16 protein-coding genes are annotated in these 15,838 nt (G+C 57.2%); 1 reads left to right on the top strand and 15 read right to left on the bottom strand.

Annotated elements, in window-relative coordinates:
• Together BG52_RS16500 and BG52_RS10895 are read right to left on the bottom strand one after the other, a co-directional pair.
• On the bottom strand, window positions 1-332 hold a 332-nt coding region (locus BG52_RS16500), incomplete at its 3' end, for a 7-cyano-7-deazaguanine synthase (protein WP_036667251.1).
• 174 nt (window positions 333-506) lie between these two features.
• Entirely contained in the window at window positions 507-863 is a 357-nt protein-coding gene (locus tag BG52_RS10895) for a LytTR family DNA-binding domain-containing protein (RefSeq protein WP_036581615.1), read from the bottom strand.
• Window positions 864-1,036: 173 nt separating this feature from the next.
• Between BG52_RS10895 and BG52_RS10890 the strand changes: the two genes are divergently transcribed.
• A complete protein-coding gene (locus BG52_RS10890; RefSeq protein WP_036581611.1) occupies window positions 1,037-1,372 on the top strand; it encodes a helix-turn-helix domain-containing protein in 336 nt (111 codons plus the stop codon).
• Window positions 1,373-1,734: 362 nt separating this feature from the next.
• Here BG52_RS10890 and hprK read toward each other — a convergent pair whose 3' ends face one another.
• From hprK to BG52_RS10825, 13 genes are all read right to left on the bottom strand, one after another.
• A complete protein-coding gene (hprK, locus tag BG52_RS10885; RefSeq protein ID WP_036581607.1) occupies window positions 1,735-2,661 on the bottom strand; it encodes an HPr(Ser) kinase/phosphatase in 927 nt (308 codons plus the stop codon).
• Window positions 2,662-2,816: 155 nt separating this feature from the next.
• Window positions 2,817-3,065, bottom strand: coding sequence for a hypothetical protein (locus BG52_RS16815; protein ID WP_036581605.1), 249 nt, complete (start codon window positions 3,063-3,065; stop codon window positions 2,817-2,819).
• Window positions 3,066-3,209: 144 nt separating this feature from the next.
• Window positions 3,210-4,091: a cell wall hydrolase gene (locus BG52_RS14930; protein ID WP_051587578.1), complete on the bottom strand. Its 882-nt coding sequence runs from the start codon at window positions 4,089-4,091 to the stop codon at window positions 3,210-3,212.
• 195 nt (window positions 4,092-4,286) lie between these two features.
• Entirely contained in the window at window positions 4,287-6,086 is a 1,800-nt protein-coding gene (locus BG52_RS14925) for a PAS domain-containing sensor histidine kinase (protein ID WP_051587579.1), read from the bottom strand.
• A gap of 229 nt (window positions 6,087-6,315) precedes the next feature.
• On the bottom strand, window positions 6,316-7,179 hold the full coding sequence (locus BG52_RS10865) for a glycine betaine ABC transporter substrate-binding protein (protein ID WP_036581602.1): 864 nt from the start codon (window positions 7,177-7,179) through the stop codon (window positions 6,316-6,318).
• A 16-nt stretch (window positions 7,180-7,195) separates the two neighbouring features.
• Window positions 7,196-8,023, bottom strand: coding sequence for an ABC transporter permease (locus tag BG52_RS10860; protein WP_036581599.1), 828 nt, complete (start codon window positions 8,021-8,023; stop codon window positions 7,196-7,198).
• Entirely contained in the window at window positions 8,020-9,219 is a 1,200-nt protein-coding gene (locus BG52_RS10855) for a quaternary amine ABC transporter ATP-binding protein (protein WP_036581597.1), read from the bottom strand. Before BG52_RS10855 ends, BG52_RS10860 begins: the two co-directional genes overlap by 4 nt.
• Before the next feature lie 387 nt (window positions 9,220-9,606).
• Window positions 9,607-10,233 (bottom strand): GntR family transcriptional regulator, encoded by a 627-nt coding sequence (locus BG52_RS10850; RefSeq protein ID WP_036581595.1) that lies wholly within the window; start codon window positions 10,231-10,233, stop codon window positions 9,607-9,609.
• Between the two features lie 191 nt (window positions 10,234-10,424).
• A complete protein-coding gene (locus BG52_RS10845) occupies window positions 10,425-11,879 on the bottom strand; it encodes a cobyrinic acid a,c-diamide synthase CobB (protein WP_051587580.1) in 1,455 nt (484 codons plus the stop codon).
• On the bottom strand, window positions 11,876-12,985 hold the full coding sequence (locus BG52_RS10840; protein WP_036581589.1) for a cobalt-precorrin 5A hydrolase: 1,110 nt from the start codon (window positions 12,983-12,985) through the stop codon (window positions 11,876-11,878). The genes BG52_RS10845 and BG52_RS10840 overlap by 4 nt, the downstream gene beginning before the upstream one ends.
• Entirely contained in the window at window positions 12,978-13,925 is a 948-nt protein-coding gene (gene cobM, locus BG52_RS10835; RefSeq protein ID WP_081793793.1) for a precorrin-4 C(11)-methyltransferase, read from the bottom strand. The genes BG52_RS10840 and cobM overlap by 8 nt, the downstream gene beginning before the upstream one ends.
• Window positions 13,922-14,647, bottom strand: a complete 726-nt coding sequence (cobI, locus tag BG52_RS10830; protein WP_036581587.1) for a precorrin-2 C(20)-methyltransferase — start codon at window positions 14,645-14,647, stop codon at window positions 13,922-13,924. The genes cobM and cobI overlap by 4 nt, the downstream gene beginning before the upstream one ends.
• A 108-nt stretch (window positions 14,648-14,755) precedes the next feature.
• A partial coding sequence (locus BG52_RS10825; protein WP_036667246.1) for a bifunctional cobalt-precorrin-7 (C(5))-methyltransferase/cobalt-precorrin-6B (C(15))-methyltransferase occupies window positions 14,756-15,838 on the bottom strand: 1,083 nt, incomplete at its 5' end.

The following is a 15,838-nucleotide window of genomic DNA, read 5'->3' as shown; positions in this document are numbered from 1 at the left end:
GCCAGCACGGCAGCGAACGACAGAAAGAGCAGGTTCCGGCCGTCGACGAACGTCGTCGGCAGTCCGCCCTCCCCGGTGGCAATGTCGATATCGTCGCGCGTGAGCGCGTTCGGCGCCAATTGGTTCAGCAGGGACATGTCCAGAATATGATGCTTGACCGAAAGCTCCTGCGCGATCTGTGCCGCGCACTCCAGCTCCCGGCTGTGCCGCTGGCCGTAATTGAAGGTGACCGCCTCCACTGCGGCGAACCGTTCCAACGCCCAGAACAGGCAGGTCGTGCTGTCTTGGCCGCCGCTGAAAACGACGACCGCTTTTTCCCGTTTGTCCGTCAAGCGATAACCCCCTTTGTTCGGATTGTATCGATATATGTCTATCTATCATACCAAAAACGCCGGTCCGCAGAAACCGGTCGCCCGTGTCACTTATTTCCGTGCTGCTGCCGCTCGGCGCCTCGGGCACGCCGAACAAAAAAAGCAATGATCCCCATACGGGTCCATTGCTCCTGCTCAGGCCTTACGTATTTCTTCGATCTTGTTGGCGACCTTCCGGTAATGGCTTCTCGCCACATTGCATGGCTTTGCGCCTTCGGACGGATTGTCGTCGAAATAAAGCCGACACCATACCGGATCGATTCGCCTCACCCTGTTCAGGTTGGCGATCGAGCAGCGGTCAACCATTTCGAACTGCTGTCCGATGGAACCGAAGGCCCTCATCCAACGCTCCAACGTGTTGGGCACGTAGTAAACGCCGTCCTTCGTGTGAACCAATATCCGGCTCTGTGAAGTTTCAAGAAACAGAATATCGTCGACATGAATGCTCTCCATGCCGATTCCTTCCACGCTTCTGGTTACGGATACGTACATGCTGTCCTCCACATCACGCGTTCTCGAAAAACCGTCGAATCGACAAGGATTGTGTCGATCGCGTAAGCCTTTTCTACCAAGAAGTGTACCATACTTAACTTATTTGTTCAATTTGAATATTTATGCATGTGACCGTTTATTATTCGTTGCTATAGTTTGTATAGGTGATAGGGATGGGATTCGATTACGAATTAATTGGCAAACGGATACGAAAGGCGAGGGAAATCAAAGGGTTTACACAGGAAAACCTGGCGGAAGAGCTCGACGTGTCCAACGCCTATATCAGCAAAATCGAGCGCGGCAAGACGCCGATCAATTTGGAGCGTCTGTCCGAACTCTGCGCTGTGCTTGAAGAGACGCCCGAATATATATTAAGCGGAACGAACAGCACCTCCCGGGATTTTCTGCGGGGCGAGATCATGGAGATGCTCGAGGGCTGCTCCGCTGAGAAAATCAAGCTGATCGCACAGGTGGTCAAGCAAATCGTCGAATTCGACGGTAAAGCATAAGCTCGTTTATGAAAATGGGGCTGTCCCACAACCATCATCTACGATGGTTGTGGGACAGCCCCTCCTTTTTATCCCGTCAATCCCGGATATGCACCCACTGGCGCGTGAGATTGCTCTCGATATGAAGCCAGCCGAAAATCCAGCGAGTTGAAACCGGGAAAGCTATCCAGGAATCAGGGCTGCTGATATTTGCGAATGCATGCCATCTTCAACTCCCAGACCGCCGGGCGTCGATACCTTCTCGGGATTGCCCGAAATTTTGATGACCGGCACGTACGCCCCGTCCTTCTCCCGGGCCACCAGCCCAGCTTGTGCTTCAACCGCATGAACGACTTGGGAATCCGTCCTGCGTCAGCCCGCCGTCAACCGTTCTCCTCCATCTGCTCCTCGATCCGCTTGATGAATTCCTCGGCGGCGCTGTAGCCGTGCTGGCGCAGATACCAGTTGTTGGCCGCCGCCTCGATCAGGCCCGCCACGTCGCGGCCCGGCTGCAGCTGGATTTCGATATGCGGAACCTTGACGCCGAGATAGTCGGTGTAGCCAGGCTGGAGCTCCAGCTCATTGTTGAGCTCATTCTCACGCCAACGGGCCAGCTCGATATCCAGCACAATTCTCGTCTCATCCTGGAACGCTTTACGGCCATAAAGTCTAACCACGTTAACCAATCCGATGCTGCGCAGCGCTAGAAATTCCTTCGTTGTTTCATTATGCGTGCCGATCAGCGTCTGCGGACTGATCCGCTTCAGCGTCACGATGTCGTCAGCAACCAGGCGATGGCCCCGACGGATGAGCGTGTGCGCGGTCTCGCTTTTGCCGATGCCGGATTGTCCCCGAAGCAGAATGCCGATGCCCGACACATTCATGCAGACGCCGTGCACCGATATTTCCGAGGCCAGCGATTTCACCAGGTAGCCGTCCAGCTTCGTAATGAATTCCGTGGTGGGCTCCACCGTCCGGAGCAGCGGGATCCCCTCTTCCTCGCAATACTGCGTCAAGTATTTCAGCCCTTCGCCCTGACCGTATGTCACAATGAAGCAAGGCGGCCGGTACCTGACGATATTGCCGATATGAAGCATGCGCTCCTCTTCCGTTTGCTTATGTAAATACGTAATTTCCTTGCGGCCCATCACCTGCACCCGCTCCATCGGGAAAAAGTCGAAATAACCGACGAACTCCAGCCCCGGACGGTGCACCTTGGATTGCGAGATCGTGCGGTCGAGCTTCCCTGCACCAGCGAGCACTTCAAGCTTGAAGCGCGCCACCAGCTGCTGAACCGATATCGTTTTCATATCGCATCACCCGCTTTTTCTTTACTTGTTTCTTTACATGGCCGATACCCATAATTTCGACATTATCGGGTAAGCTCCTATGTCCATTCGGCCGCAAAAGTGACAAAAGAAGCACAAGCGAAGCGGTGTGCCGGGTGAGCACGTCTCGCGCATCGTCAGTCCGTTCCATTCTCCTCGGTCTCCATGCGGCTCATGTTTTTGCCGTAGAAGATCTCGTCCATCTCGGTTTGCACCCGCCGCGTGATTTGCTTCTGCTCCTGCGGGCTGAGCTTGTCCTTCGTGTAGCTAATATCGCGCTTGAAGCCCCGCACCCGGTAGTCGATGCTGAGCCTGTCATACTCCTTTTTATACCCATTTCCGACGGATATTAAAGCCTGCAGGGAGGAAGAATCGAAAGAGGCCATTCGTTAGCGCGCGCCGCCGCTGCGCCTGTGCTGGTCGGCTTGTTGGCATGGGTCTGGATCGCGTAACCGATCGCGTTTCCTACGCAAAAACAAGAGAGGCTGCCGACCTGCGCAGCCTCTCCAGGTGTGATATCCAATCATCATTCATTTCGCAAATACATGATTGCCGATTATGACGGTTTGTTTCCGGTCGCGAACCCATTGGTTGTCGGTTTTTTCCGAGTTGTAGAAGACGAGCGCGCCGTAGCTGGGATCGGTTCCCCGCATCGCTTCGTCAACCGCTCTAATCGTCTCGGCGCTCGGCTTCACGCTGTAGATCCGCTTGTCGAGCACCGGCGAGTATTGGTAGTAGGATTTGCCGTTATATTTGGTCACTTGAAATATCGTGTCCTTGATCGTGTCCGGCCATTCCGGACTCTTTACCCGGTTAAGGATCGTCGCGGCTACCGCGACTTTGCCTTTATAGCTTTCGCCGCCCGCCTCCGCCTCCGTGATCCGGTAAAGCCATTTGATATCCGGTTGTGTGGCGGCTGCTTTTGTCGCGGCGGACTTGGCAGTCACCGTTACGGTGCCTTTCTTCCATGCCGGTGAAATCGATGTCTGTTTCGTGTTTGCGTTATAGCGGACGTTCATGCCGAGCATTCTGGCCGTGTAGGCCAGCGGCACGTAGACCTTCCCGGCGCGGGTGACCGCAGTGGTAGACAACTCCGCCCGCTTCCAGCGGCTGTTGCGGTTAAGCTCATAATCCACATAATCGGTTCCGATCGGAAAGCCCATCACGACGGACGGATTCCGGACGACCGCCGAATTGTAGCGTGCGCTCCAGCTTACATCCGCATCCAGATACCTGAAGAACGTCACCGGCACAAGCTGGCGGTTGTTCTGCACAAGTATGGACGTCTTCACTTGGGTTCCCTCTATATCCAATGTTTTCGTCGTTACGGTTGATGCGCCGGCGCCGACCGGATTCAGCAGCGTCCCTGTCAGTGCGGCCAGTATGGCCAGTGCGGATAGTTGTTTTCTCATCGGTGTCAGCCACCTCCCATCCGTACTCTACTATAGATAGATTTGTGGGCGCTATGGTAAAAAAATCCTTTGCTCGGTAAATCGCGGTCTCCGGCCTGCCGGATTAAAAAAATGAAAACCGCAAAAAGGCTGATCCGATCAGCCTTTTTGTATGCTTCTCGCAACAGGCGAGTTGAAACATTAGAAATCTCTCTATTATTTCACCGGTATTTCAATTTCGACAACCGTCCCCTCCTTAAGCTTGCTCTGGATCGACATCGTACCGTTGTGCGTTTCGATGATGCGATGGCAGACCATGAGGCCCAGGCCGGTGCCATTTTCCTTCAGGGAATAGAACGGCTCGCCGAGCTTGGCCAGCTTCTCCTTCGGAATCCCGATGCCTTGGTCGACAATGCGAATGGATACGCCGTCATTCTCCCTCTGTCGGATCGCAATCTCGATCGTGCCGCCGTGGGGCATCGATTCGATGGCATTTTTGAGGAGATTCATGAACACCTGCTTGATCTGATTGGGCTCGCAGTAGATAGTCCGGACGTCCGGGTCAACATGAAGCGTCATTTGCACATTGAACAGCAGCGACTGCGGCTCCATCAGGTAGATGACATTCTCAATCAGAGCGCGGAGATCGGTTTCAACGAACTGCACCGCATGCGGCTTGGCGATGCTCATGAATTCATTGACGATATTGTTGATGCGTTCAATTTCGATCAGCATAATGTCAACGTACACGGTGTTTTTCTGTTGAAGCAGCTGCAGAAACCCTTTCAGCGAGGTCAGCGGATTCCGTATTTCGTGCGCCACGCCGGCAGCGAGCTCGCCTACGATCGAGAGCTTCTCCGACCTGCGGATCATCTCTTCCGTCCGTTTGCGCTCCGTCATATCCCGGATTACGATTTGCAGCAGCGGTGAATCGATATGCTTGTAAATATAAATGCAAGACAGCTCGACATCCAGCTCGTTGCCGTCCAGGCGCCTGAGCTTCAATTCGATGAAATCCATAGAGTCGTTCGTTTGAATCGCTTGATTCATGCGCTCGACAATCGTGGGATGATAGGTCTTGCAGAAAAAGTCGAAGATTGGCCGTCCGATCAGCTCCCCCTCGTTCATCCCGCCAAAAAGCTCAATGCCTTGATCGTTTGCGAAATTGATTATGCCGTCGCGAAGCAGGATGATCGGCTCAGGCGAAAGCTTCAGCACCCGTGTGAATTCCCGCTCCCGTTCCGCAAGCGCATCTTCCGCTATTCTGCGGTCCGTCACGTCCCGGAACAACAGCTGCGCTGCCCGATGACCTTGAAACTTGATCGGTACGACTTTGACCTCCACATATATCACCTGGCCATCCAGGCGGAGCAGCCGCTTATTCAGCACTTCCGAGGTCCGGCCTGTCTCGATAAGCTCGCGGAGCTGCCGGGGCAGAGAGGCCAGATCTTCCGCATGCACGAAACGCGTGATATGCCGGCCGATGAGCTCCGACGGATTGCGCGCGCCGAAAAGCTTCACCGTCGCCGGGTTAACGAATTCGATGACATCATCCCGGTATACGACGATCGGTTCAGGGGACGTCTCGACCAGCACCCGGTAGCGCTCCTCGCTTTCCTTCAGCTGTTCCTCGGCCTTCTTTTTGTCCGTAATATCCCGTTCCACACCCACGAATGCGATGACTTCGCCATGCTCATCCCGGATCGGAGATATCGTGACATCCGCATAAAAGGACGTGCCGTCTTTGCGTAATTTCCAGCATTCCATTCCCAAGACGTCTTCCCCTCGAACGATACGCTCATACAGGTGAAAAACGGCGGCCTTATCCCTCTCCGGTGTCATCGGAAGGACCATGCCGATCACTTCATCCCTTGTCCAGCCGTGCATTTCCTCGAATTTATGGTTCAGCTCGATGACCCGTCCCTCCAGATCGACAATGGCAATGCCGTCCGAAGTCAGGTTCAGAAAGGAGACAAGTGTTATGTTCGTATTGTTGATTGAAGATAGTAGCTGCATATTAATAGCAATCACCCTGACGGTAGTTTATATATCATTAAATTAACATAGATTAGTCAAGATTGTGTATATTTTTTCGCGTGAAAAATCAAATAGACCCATGCGCAATTACATGAGCCTCTCACCCTTGATCGTCATGCCCGCCAGCGCAGCTGGAAATGAAGTTGACCCTTTCGAAGAAAAAAGAGGCGGTCTTCCCCATCGGGTATTACCGCCTCTGTTCAACTGGTTATTTTGTGCCCTTGATCCAGGAGTCGACCTTGTCCGGATTCGCGCTGACCCAATCCTTGGCCGCATCCTCGGGGGATTTGCCTTCCTGGATGGCCACCATGACGCTCTCCATGTCCGCCGGCTCCCACGCGAATTGGTCGAGGAATGTATAAGCGTCCTGCTTGTCGTCCTTCAAGCCTTGGCGGACCAGCGTATGGATCTGCTCGTCTCCGCCGTATATGCCTTTGGGATCGTCCAGGTATTTGAGCTCCATCTTGGCGAACATCCAGTGGGGCGTCCATCCGGTGACGACGATCGGCTGCTTGTTGTCGTAGGCCTTGATCAGCTCCTGGGCCATGGCGGCGGATGAGCTTTCGACCAGCGTGTAGTCTTTGAGCGCATAGTCGGTCAGTGCCTTCTCCGTGGCCATCATGATGCCGGCGCCCGGTTCGATTCCGATGATTCTGTTTTTGAGCGAGGAGGCCGTCTCCGCCTTGTTCAAATCCTCGATGGATTGGATATTCAAATAGGCTGGGACTGCAAGGCCGATCTTGGTTCCGTCCAGGTTCGGACCCAGGTCATCGATTTTCGATTGATATTGCTCCAGATATGAGGCGTGGGTGCTCGGGAGCCAAGCGGCAACCATAGCGTCCGCGCTGCCGTCGGCAATGCCCGTCCACATCGGACCGGCGTCGACCTGGAGCATTTTCACCTTGTAGCCCAGCTTCGACTCCAGCACCTCCTTGACCACGTTCGTGCTCGCAATCTCGGAATCCCATGCCACATACGCCAGATTAATGGTTTTTTCTTTTCCCTTTTGGGAACACCCTGCCAATACGGCAGCAACAAGAATGGCGGACAACAACAAACTCCACTTCTTCAACGACAACACTCCCTGTTTATTTTTTCTTGAACGCGTTTTGCGTCAGGCGGTCAAGCAGGATGGCCATGATCACGATCGCGATGCCGGCTTCAAAGCCGATGCCCAGTTTCACCTGCGTGACGGCACGGTAAACTAATGCTCCAACGCCCTGCGCCCCGATCATGGATGCGATGACCACCATGGAAAGCGACAACATGATCGTCTGGTTGATGCCAGCCATGATCGTCGGCATGGCTAGCGGCAGCTGCAGCTTGAACAGTTTCTGCGCCGGCGTCGAACCAAATGCGTCGGCGGCTTCGACCAACTCCCCGGGAACCTGACGGATTCCGAGATTCGTCAGCCGGATCGTAGGGGGGATGGCGAAGATGATGGACGCAATCACGCCCGGGACCACGCCGAGAGAAAAGAAGGTTACAGCCGGCAGCAGATAGACGAAAGCGGGCATCGTCTGCATGAAATCCAGGACAGGCGTGACGGTATTCCGGATCGTATTGTTCCTTGCGCACAGGATGCCGACGGGCACTCCCGCGAGGACGGAAATAACGGCGGCCGTCAATACCAGAGACAGGGCCTGCATCGACGGCTCCCATAACGCGAGATTGTCGATCAGGAACAATCCCACAAACGCAAAAGCGGCAATCTTCCATCCCGCAACCCAATAGGCCAGCGTCGCGATCAACAGGATCAGGAGGAGCGCCGGGACCAACAGCAGCGCCGTCTCGATTCCATCCACCATCGCTCCGATCACGAGCGTGATGAAGTCGAAGAGCGGTGCGAAATTAGCGGTCATCCAGTCCTCGAGCTTCTCGATCCATTCTCCGAGCGGGATTTTGGGCAGGTTCACGAGACACCACCCGCTTCCGGCACGGGATTGCCCGCCAAGGCAGACAGTACGGCTCCTTTGAGGATAATGCCGATCAGCTTCTCCCTGTTGTCAACGACCGCAACCGGCAACCGGGTTTCGGCCATCATTTCGAAAAGCTCGTTCAGCAATGCCGTGGGAGGCACCCAGGGAACGTCGGTCTGCATGACCTCTTGGATCGTTCTCTTCTCCCGGAGCGCCATGGCCGCCTGATCCGCCGTTATGATGCCGAGCAGCTTCTTTTCGGTATCCGTCACATACAAGCTGGAAACGCCGTTGTCACGCATGAGCTGCAGGGCAACCCGGGGGCCGCGCTCCGGCGTCACGGTCTGCGGCTGGAACATGACGTGGGCGGCCGTGAGAACCTTGGACAAATCGACGTCTTCCACGAAACGCTCGACGTACTTGTCCGCCGGTTGGATGAGGATTTCCTCCGGGGTGCCAATCTGCACGATCGAGCCGTCTTTCATCAAGGCGATTCGGTCCCCGATCCGAAGCGCTTCATCCAGATCGTGCGTGATGAAGACGATCGTCTTCTTCATCTTCGACTGGAGCAGCAGCAGCTCATGCTGCATATCCTTGCGGATCAGCGGATCGAGCGCGCTGAACGCTTCATCCATGAGCAGGATGTCCGGATCGTTCGCCAGACCGCGGGCGAGTCCCACCCGTTGCTGCATCCCTCCGCTCAATTGATCGGGCAAACTATTGGCCCAACCGTCCAATCCGACCAACCTAATCGCGTTCATCGCCAGCTCTTTTCTTTTCCGTCTCTCGACTCCCTGCACTTCCAGGCCGTATTCCACGTTTCCGAGAACGGTCCGGTGAGGAAACAAGGCGAATTTCTGAAAGACCATGCCGATGTTCTTCCGGCGGAGCTGCCGGAGCTGTTCCGGATTCATCCGGACAATGTCTGCGCCCCCAAACAGAATCTGGCCCGAAGTCGGTTCGATCAACCGGTTCAGCAGCCGGACCAACGTGGATTTCCCGCTGCCCGACAAACCCATGATGACGAAGATCTCGCCCTGACGGATGGAGAATTCGGCTTTGTTGACGCCGACGGTCATCCCCGTTTCCTTGTAAATCTTCTCCTTGGACCAACCTTCGTTCAGCAGCCGGCCGGCGCGTGCCGGATCCGGTCCGAAAATTTTCGTAAGCTGCCTGACTTCAATGATCGACATGCAACTCCTCCTTCCCAAGATCAAAGTCCCCTCACAAAACAAAAGACCCGCGAACGGGTCGAAAATGGCGATTGCCCGCAAATAACCATCCAAAACGCCAAGTCGGCACCGAAGTTATTTGCAACTATAACAAATTCCTTCTCAACTTACAACCTTAAAAAAATATTAAGTTGTTAGTTATCGTTTGGATTCCGTTCAATTCATCTCTCTTGGCCACTCTTCTGACCGCATCGATAATGGGCTCCACCTTCCAATTCACGATCACATCCACATTCTCCCTGACGATGAACGAGACGGGACCGCATAAAAATTGTTTGTTTTTTGCGCAGGTGTCGATAAAAAAAGCCGTCCCGGCATCTTGCCGAGAGGGCTTCCTTGGAGAACGGATTATGAACGGGGCATATTCAGAAACCTTTCGGTTTTTTCGTAGGTTTTGTCGTCGCCGACCACTACCAGCACATCGCCTTCCAGCAGCACCACGTGAGGTCCGGGCGAGATCGAGACATTCGTTCCGCGGCGCAAAGCGATGATCGTCGCCCCGGTATTTTGCCAGAACTGCAGACCTGCGATCGTCATTCCGATGACGTGCGCGCCGGGCTTTATTTTTAACTCTACCGGATTGTACGGCTTGAGATGCTTCAGACGGTCGGAGGCTTCGATGAGTTCGGCAAGCAGATCCTCGAACTTGCGGTCCATTTCCTGTTTCTCGAGCAGCAGCTGCTGAAGATCCTGTTTGAGCGAATAGACGGATTTTAAGTAATTGTTTTTCGAAATGTATGCATTGGCGTTGGAGTCGGAAACGATGATGATTTCTTTGCCTTGCGATACGTGAACGATGGCTTCTTCCTTCAGCAGCCCGATCGCTTTCCGGATCGTTTCCGGCGAAACATGGTATTGGCCAGCAAGCAGGGATCTGCCTGAAATTTTGCTGTTAACGGTAAATTCACCGCTTACGATTCGCTGGGCGATATCGAGCGCGATGGATTTATAGCCGGCCTTTTCAAGATCTGACATACTTGCCTTCTTCTCCTTACCTTGGATTTGAAATTTGGTTGCATCAACCCAATGATAAGAATATACGCCTTTCGACAAATGAAGTAAACAGCGCTTTTTCGTTACTCCAGGTCCCATCCCTCGAAGGTCGTGATGACCCGTCCCGTTTGGTTCAACTACTTAAGCAAATCCGCCGGCTTACCCAACAAGCTCTAGCCCAAGCACGCCTGTCTCCCGCCAAACTCCCTGCACTGTGCTGCAAATCTCTCAACCACCCTCGGATTCGAGGCAAAATGCACATGCGTGTACCCGGCCATTACATTGTCCCGGCAATAGCCTTCCTGCGCCGATCCGCGCATACCCTTCGTTTCATAGACATAAGGGTAGTTCTCAAGCTCGGCCGTCAGCGTGGAATAGTGAAACTCATGCCCACGAACCGTCTCGCCTTTCTCCAGCAGCGGGCAGTCCACCAAGGCCGTCGCTTCGCGATACCCGAGCGCGGCCAGCTTGCTCTGCATGCGCACATCGGCGGGAATCACACCGGCCATGGGATAGCTGACGCCCGCGCGGTCTGTGATCGAACGCGCCAGGTACATGTATCCGCCGCACTCGGCGAACACCGGCAGCCCGTTGTCAATGCGCGTCCGCAAATCCGCCTTCACCGCTTCACCGGCTGCCAGCTGTGCCGCGAATTCCTCTGGAAAGCCGCCGCCGATATACAAGCCGTCCGCATCGGCCGGAATCTTTTCCCCCGCCAAGGGACTAAAATAGCGCAGCCGCGCTCCCGCCTGCTCCAACAGCTCCAGATTCTCCGGGTAATAAAAGTTAAACGCGGCATCTAGCGCTACGGCAATAGTCGGTCCGCTGGCATCCTCGCCGACCTTCGTTCCCGCATCCGTCAACGAACCGCCCTCCAGCGCAGCAGCCTCCCCGCGAAAAAGCCGCTCCTCCGGCCACTGCAGCTTCGGCGCCTCCCCGGCAAGCGCAGCAATTGCGTCCAAGTCGACGCCGTGCTCTACCAAATCCGCTGCATGCTCGAACAGCTCTCCCAGATCGCCCCGCTCAATCGCAGGCACAAGACCGAGATGGCGCTCGGGAATGTCCAGCCGCTCGTCCCGCTTCAGCCAACCGATGACCGGAACGCCGCATACCTGTTCGATGGCCGCCTTCACCATCCTGTAATGCCCTTCGCTTCCGCATTTGTTAACGATGACGCCGGCGATCCGGACGCGCTCATCCAGCTTCTGATAGCCCAGCACGACCGCGGCGGCGCTGCGCGCCATGCTCTGCACGTTCACCACGAGCAGTACCGGAGCCTCCAGCAGCATGGCAATCTCTGCGGTCGATCCGGTATTGGCCAGCGGGTCCTTCCCGTCATACAGTCCCATGACCCCTTCAATGACAGAGATGTCACATCCCTCAGAGCCCCTGAGAAAAATCTCCCGCATCGTGTCCGGCGTCACCATCCAGGTATCCAGATTGCGCGACGGCCTGCCGGTCACGGCGCGGTGATAGGCCGGATCGATATAATCCGGGCCGCATTTAAACCCCTGCACCGTTAACCCGCGCCGACGCAGCGCCGCCATAAGCCCGAGCGTCACCGACGTTTTGCCGACGCCGCTGCCGGTGCCGGCAATGACGAGGCGTCTGCACCCGACGCCGCTCATACCGCCGCTCCTTCTGGAGCCGGAAGGCTTACCCGCGCGACGGAGATCGTCACGTTGCCGCTTTTTCTTTTCTCCAGCAGCCAATCCGACGCGCCGGCAGACAGCAGCGCCGCAGGCTCGCTCACGCCATACGCGCCCGTGTACCTGTACACCGTGTCCGACGGATTGCGCAGCGGCACCCGGTTCAGCTCATCCGGCGTATAGACCGCCAGCTTCCACCGGTATTTCGCACATACCGCTAGCAGCCCCTCTTCGTCCTTTTTCAGGTCGATGGTCGCGACATTGCGCACGCTTTTCCACGACAGCCCGAGTTCCGCTAACGCCGTCACGATCGTCTCCTCGATCTCCTCGGCCGGCGTTCCCCGGTTGCAGCCGATGCCGAGCACCAGCGTTTTCGGCCGGTACAGCACCCCGTTAGCCAACAATGCCGCTTCTTCATCGCCATCCAACAGCCGGTCCGTCACCACCAGCGCCGCATCAAACTCGGCATTCATCGCCTCCCGCGCACTCGCGCAAACACGGATATGCGGGGGCAGCGGCTTGTCGTACGTCCACCAGCCGGTCTCTCCGGCTTCCTGCACCACGACGACCCGCTCCTCGTTCACGACGGAGGCGCTCACCGGCGTCGCCCGGTCGAAGCTCTCAATCTCCCAGCCAAAGCTGCGGCCGAAAAGATCGACCGGAATCGTCTGCTGCACATCCGAAGCGGTCGTGATGACCGGACGCGCTCCGATCGCCTCCGCCACCTGACGGGTCAGCTCGTTGGCGCCGCCCAAATGGCCGGAGAGCACGCTGATGACATGCTCGCCGCGGTCGTCCACCACGACGACGGCGGGATCCTTTTTCTTATCCTCGAGAATCGGCGCGATCATGCGGACGACGGCTCCAAGCGAGATAAAAATAATCAACCCGCTGTACGCCTTGAACAAATCCGGCAGGATCAGCTTCACCGACCCCTCGAACATCCGGTAGCCCTTCTCCTGCTCGTCCCCGCGGGCGAACTTGCTCATATAATACAAATCCGTGCCCGGAAAATGCTCCGCAAGCCCGCGCGACAGCTCCACGCCGTGCTTCGTAATTGCAACGGTTGCGAATGGCTTACTCACTCGCGGCCACCCCTTTCCGGTAGCCGTGCGTGAACGTTTTATCGTACAGCTTGGAGCGGTGCGCATCGCGGTCGACCAGCGTCGGATCGAGCGCCCAGCCGGCAAGAATCATCGCATGCATCCGGATACCCGCCTCGCGCAAGGCGCCGTCGAGCTCGCGCAGCGTCGTGCGGACGATTTTCTGATCCGGCCACGTCGCCCGCTGAACGACGGCGACCGGCGTGTCTTCCGACCAGCCCGCCTCGAGAAATTCCCGCACGACTTTCTTCGCCAGCGTCGCGCTCAGAAAAAGCGCCACCGTGCAATGATGCGAGGCCAGGTCGCGCAGCTTTTCCCGGTCGGGTACCGGGGTGCGCCCTTCCGCCCGCGTCAGTATGACGGTCTGCGTCAAATCCGGCACGGTCAGTTCCGCTCCCAGCGCCGCCGCTGCGGCGAATACGGAGCTGACACCCGGCACGATTTCGTACGGGATGTCCCGCTGCTTGAGCAGCACCATCTGCTCCAGAATCGCCCCATACACGGAAGGGTCGCCCGTGTGCACGCGCGCTACGCTCCGTCCCGCCGATACCGTGCGTGCCATGACGTCCACCATCTGCTCCAGGTCCATGCCGGAACTTTGCAGCACCTCGGCATGCGCGCCGGCGTGACTGACCAAATCTTCGCTCACGAGCGAGTCCGTATACAGCACCACATCCGCCCGTTCCACGATCCTCAGCCCCTTCACCGTGATCAGATCCGGATCGCCCGGACCGGCGCCGACGATGTACACCTTCGCTTCCAGCCTCTGCGACGGCTTCGTCGTACTCGCTTCCACCCGCGGTTCCGCTTGTACCCCAACCGCTTCGAGCCCGAACTCCGGCTTCGTCACGCCCGCATCCAGCCGCGAACCTGGCTTCGGCTGCTTCGCATTCGCTTCGTCATTCCGCTGCCGCTCCGTCATTTTCTCACCGCCATCAGCGTCAAATATTCCAGCTCTTCCCCCCGCAGCTTGCGAACGTCGCGCCAGATGCGCTCCTCCGCAGAGGTCACCTTCGTCACAACCGACGCCTTGTCCGCCAGGCCGAGCTCCTCAAGAATATCGATCATCATGTCGAGCACCTTCGCCACCTTGATAAACACGATCGCGTCATGCTCTTGAATCGCCTTGCGCATCGCCGCCCGGTCCCCCGTCGCCGGCACGATCGCCACCTGCTCGTCGCCGTCGGCCAGCGGCAGTCCCAACCGCGCGGCGGCGCCCAGCACCGACGAGATGCCGGGCACCGACCGGACCGGCACCTCCGGATGCAGCTCCTGCAGCAGCCGCGCCATATGAATGAACGTGCTGTACAGATTAGGGTCGCCCTCCGTGACGAACGCGATGTCGCGCCCCTCCCGCAGATGGCTCCAGCACTGCTCGACCGTCTTGCTCCACTCGCGTTCCAGCACCCCCGGGTCCTTCGTCATCGGGAACACCAGGCCGAGCATCTCCTTCTCGGCCGGATTCGTATAGAGCTCCACGATCTCCAACGCATACGATTTGCCGCCCATCCGCTTCTTTGGATAGGCGATCACCGGACATTCCTTCATCAGCCTAAATGCCTTGATCGTAATTAATTCCGGATCGCCCGGGCCTACGCCGATTCCGTAAAGCGTGCCTGTCTTAACGGCAGTTGTCGTTGTCATCGCTGTTTCCTCTCTTTCCTTTGCGGTTACGCCTCTGTGCCGGCCCCGCTGTCGCGCGGTTGCGCCGCATGTTGCCGCCTTTATCCCTTCCTGCCTTTCCGCCCGGTCCTATTCCTCTCCCAGCAGCTCATCCTTCGCCCGAAACCCCGTAATCACGTAAACCGGATTCAGGCCCTCAAACCGGGTCATATCGAGAATCGGCTTGCTGCGGGCTACCTGAACGAGCGAGATGCGTACCGCAAAAGCTTGCGCCAGCAGCGCCTGCTGCGCGGCATGCAAAGTCTCGATCGTCGCCGCATTCACGACGATTCGCCCGTCCTCGCGCAGCCGTCCGCAACAAAGCCGGATCAGCTCCTGCAGCTCGCCGCCGCTGCCGCCGATAAACACGGCGTCCGGATCGGGCATCCCCTCCAGACCGTCCGGCGCCTTGGCATGGATAGCTGTAAAGTCCGTGCGGAACTTCCGCCGGTTCTGCTCGATATTGTCCATGTCCCCCGCATTCTTCTCGATGGCAAACACCTGTCCCAGCGGCGCAAGCCGCGCGCACTCGACGGCAACCGAGCCGCTCCCCGCACCGATGTCCCACACGACGCTGTCCGGCTTCAGCCGCAGCTCCGACAAGCTAAGCACCCGCACTTCCTTCTTGGTGATCAGCCCCTTCTCCGGCTTACGCTGGTGAAATTCCTCATCCTCAAAGCCGAAGCCGCGCCGCGGCTCCGGCGCATCCGGCTTTCGCCGCAAAATGACGAGGTTAAGCGGCGCGAACCGCGCCTCCGCCAGCTCCTCCAGCCGCCAAAAACCGTACCGCTCTTCCGCGCCGCCGAGGTTCTCCGCCACGAACGCATCGTACTCAGTCATACCGAACGCCAGCAGATAGCGGGCAATCGCCGCCGGATCGTTCTCCTCATCGGTCAGAATCGCAACCTTCGCCCGGCCGTCGATGCGCTGGGCAAGCCCCTTCAGCGGCCGGCCGTGCACGCTTTCGAGCGCGGCGTCCTGCCAGCTGTCTCCCATCCGGGCAAAAGCGAGCTGCACTGAGCTCGGCTGTGAATGTATCTCCACCGCATCGCGCCCCAGCTTATTCGCCAAATAGCCCGCAATGCCAAAAAACAACGGATCGCCCGACGCCAGTACGACGACATCCGACTCCTGACGCAAATCGGCCAACTCCTCAGCCGTCCGAGACAAGCC

It is taken from the genome of Paenibacillus darwinianus (assembly GCF_000598065.1).
Taxonomy (GTDB): domain Bacteria; phylum Bacillota; class Bacilli; order Paenibacillales; family Paenibacillaceae; genus Paenibacillus_I; species Paenibacillus_I darwinianus.
This window is presented reverse-complemented; position numbering and strand designations above follow the sequence as displayed.

Coding starts and splice junctions, on each gene's coding strand:
- cobM (WP_081793793.1), bottom strand. CDS start 13,925: ATGACGGAGCGGCAGCGGAATGACGAAGCGAATGCGAAGCAGCCGAAG.
- BG52_RS10895 (WP_036581615.1), bottom strand. CDS start 863: ATGTACGTATCCGTAACCAGAAGCGTGGAAGGAATCGGCATGGAGAGC.
- BG52_RS10850 (WP_036581595.1), bottom strand. CDS start 10,233: ATGTCAGATCTTGAAAAGGCCGGCTATAAATCCATCGCGCTCGATATC.
- cobI (WP_036581587.1), bottom strand. CDS start 14,647: ATGACAACGACAACTGCCGTTAAGACAGGCACGCTTTACGGAATCGGC.
- BG52_RS14925 (WP_051587579.1), bottom strand. CDS start 6,086: ATGCAGCTACTATCTTCAATCAACAATACGAACATAACACTTGTCTCC.
- BG52_RS16815 (WP_036581605.1), bottom strand. CDS start 3,065: ATGGCCTCTTTCGATTCTTCCTCCCTGCAGGCTTTAATATCCGTCGGA.
- hprK (WP_036581607.1), bottom strand. CDS start 2,661: ATGAAAACGATATCGGTTCAGCAGCTGGTGGCGCGCTTCAAGCTTGAA.
- BG52_RS10855 (WP_036581597.1), bottom strand. CDS start 9,219: ATGTCGATCATTGAAGTCAGGCAGCTTACGAAAATTTTCGGACCGGAT.
- BG52_RS10890 (WP_036581611.1), top strand. CDS start 1,037: ATGGGATTCGATTACGAATTAATTGGCAAACGGATACGAAAGGCGAGG.
- BG52_RS14930 (WP_051587578.1), bottom strand. CDS start 4,091: ATGAGAAAACAACTATCCGCACTGGCCATACTGGCCGCACTGACAGGG.
- BG52_RS10845 (WP_051587580.1), bottom strand. CDS start 11,879: ATGAGCGGCGTCGGGTGCAGACGCCTCGTCATTGCCGGCACCGGCAGC.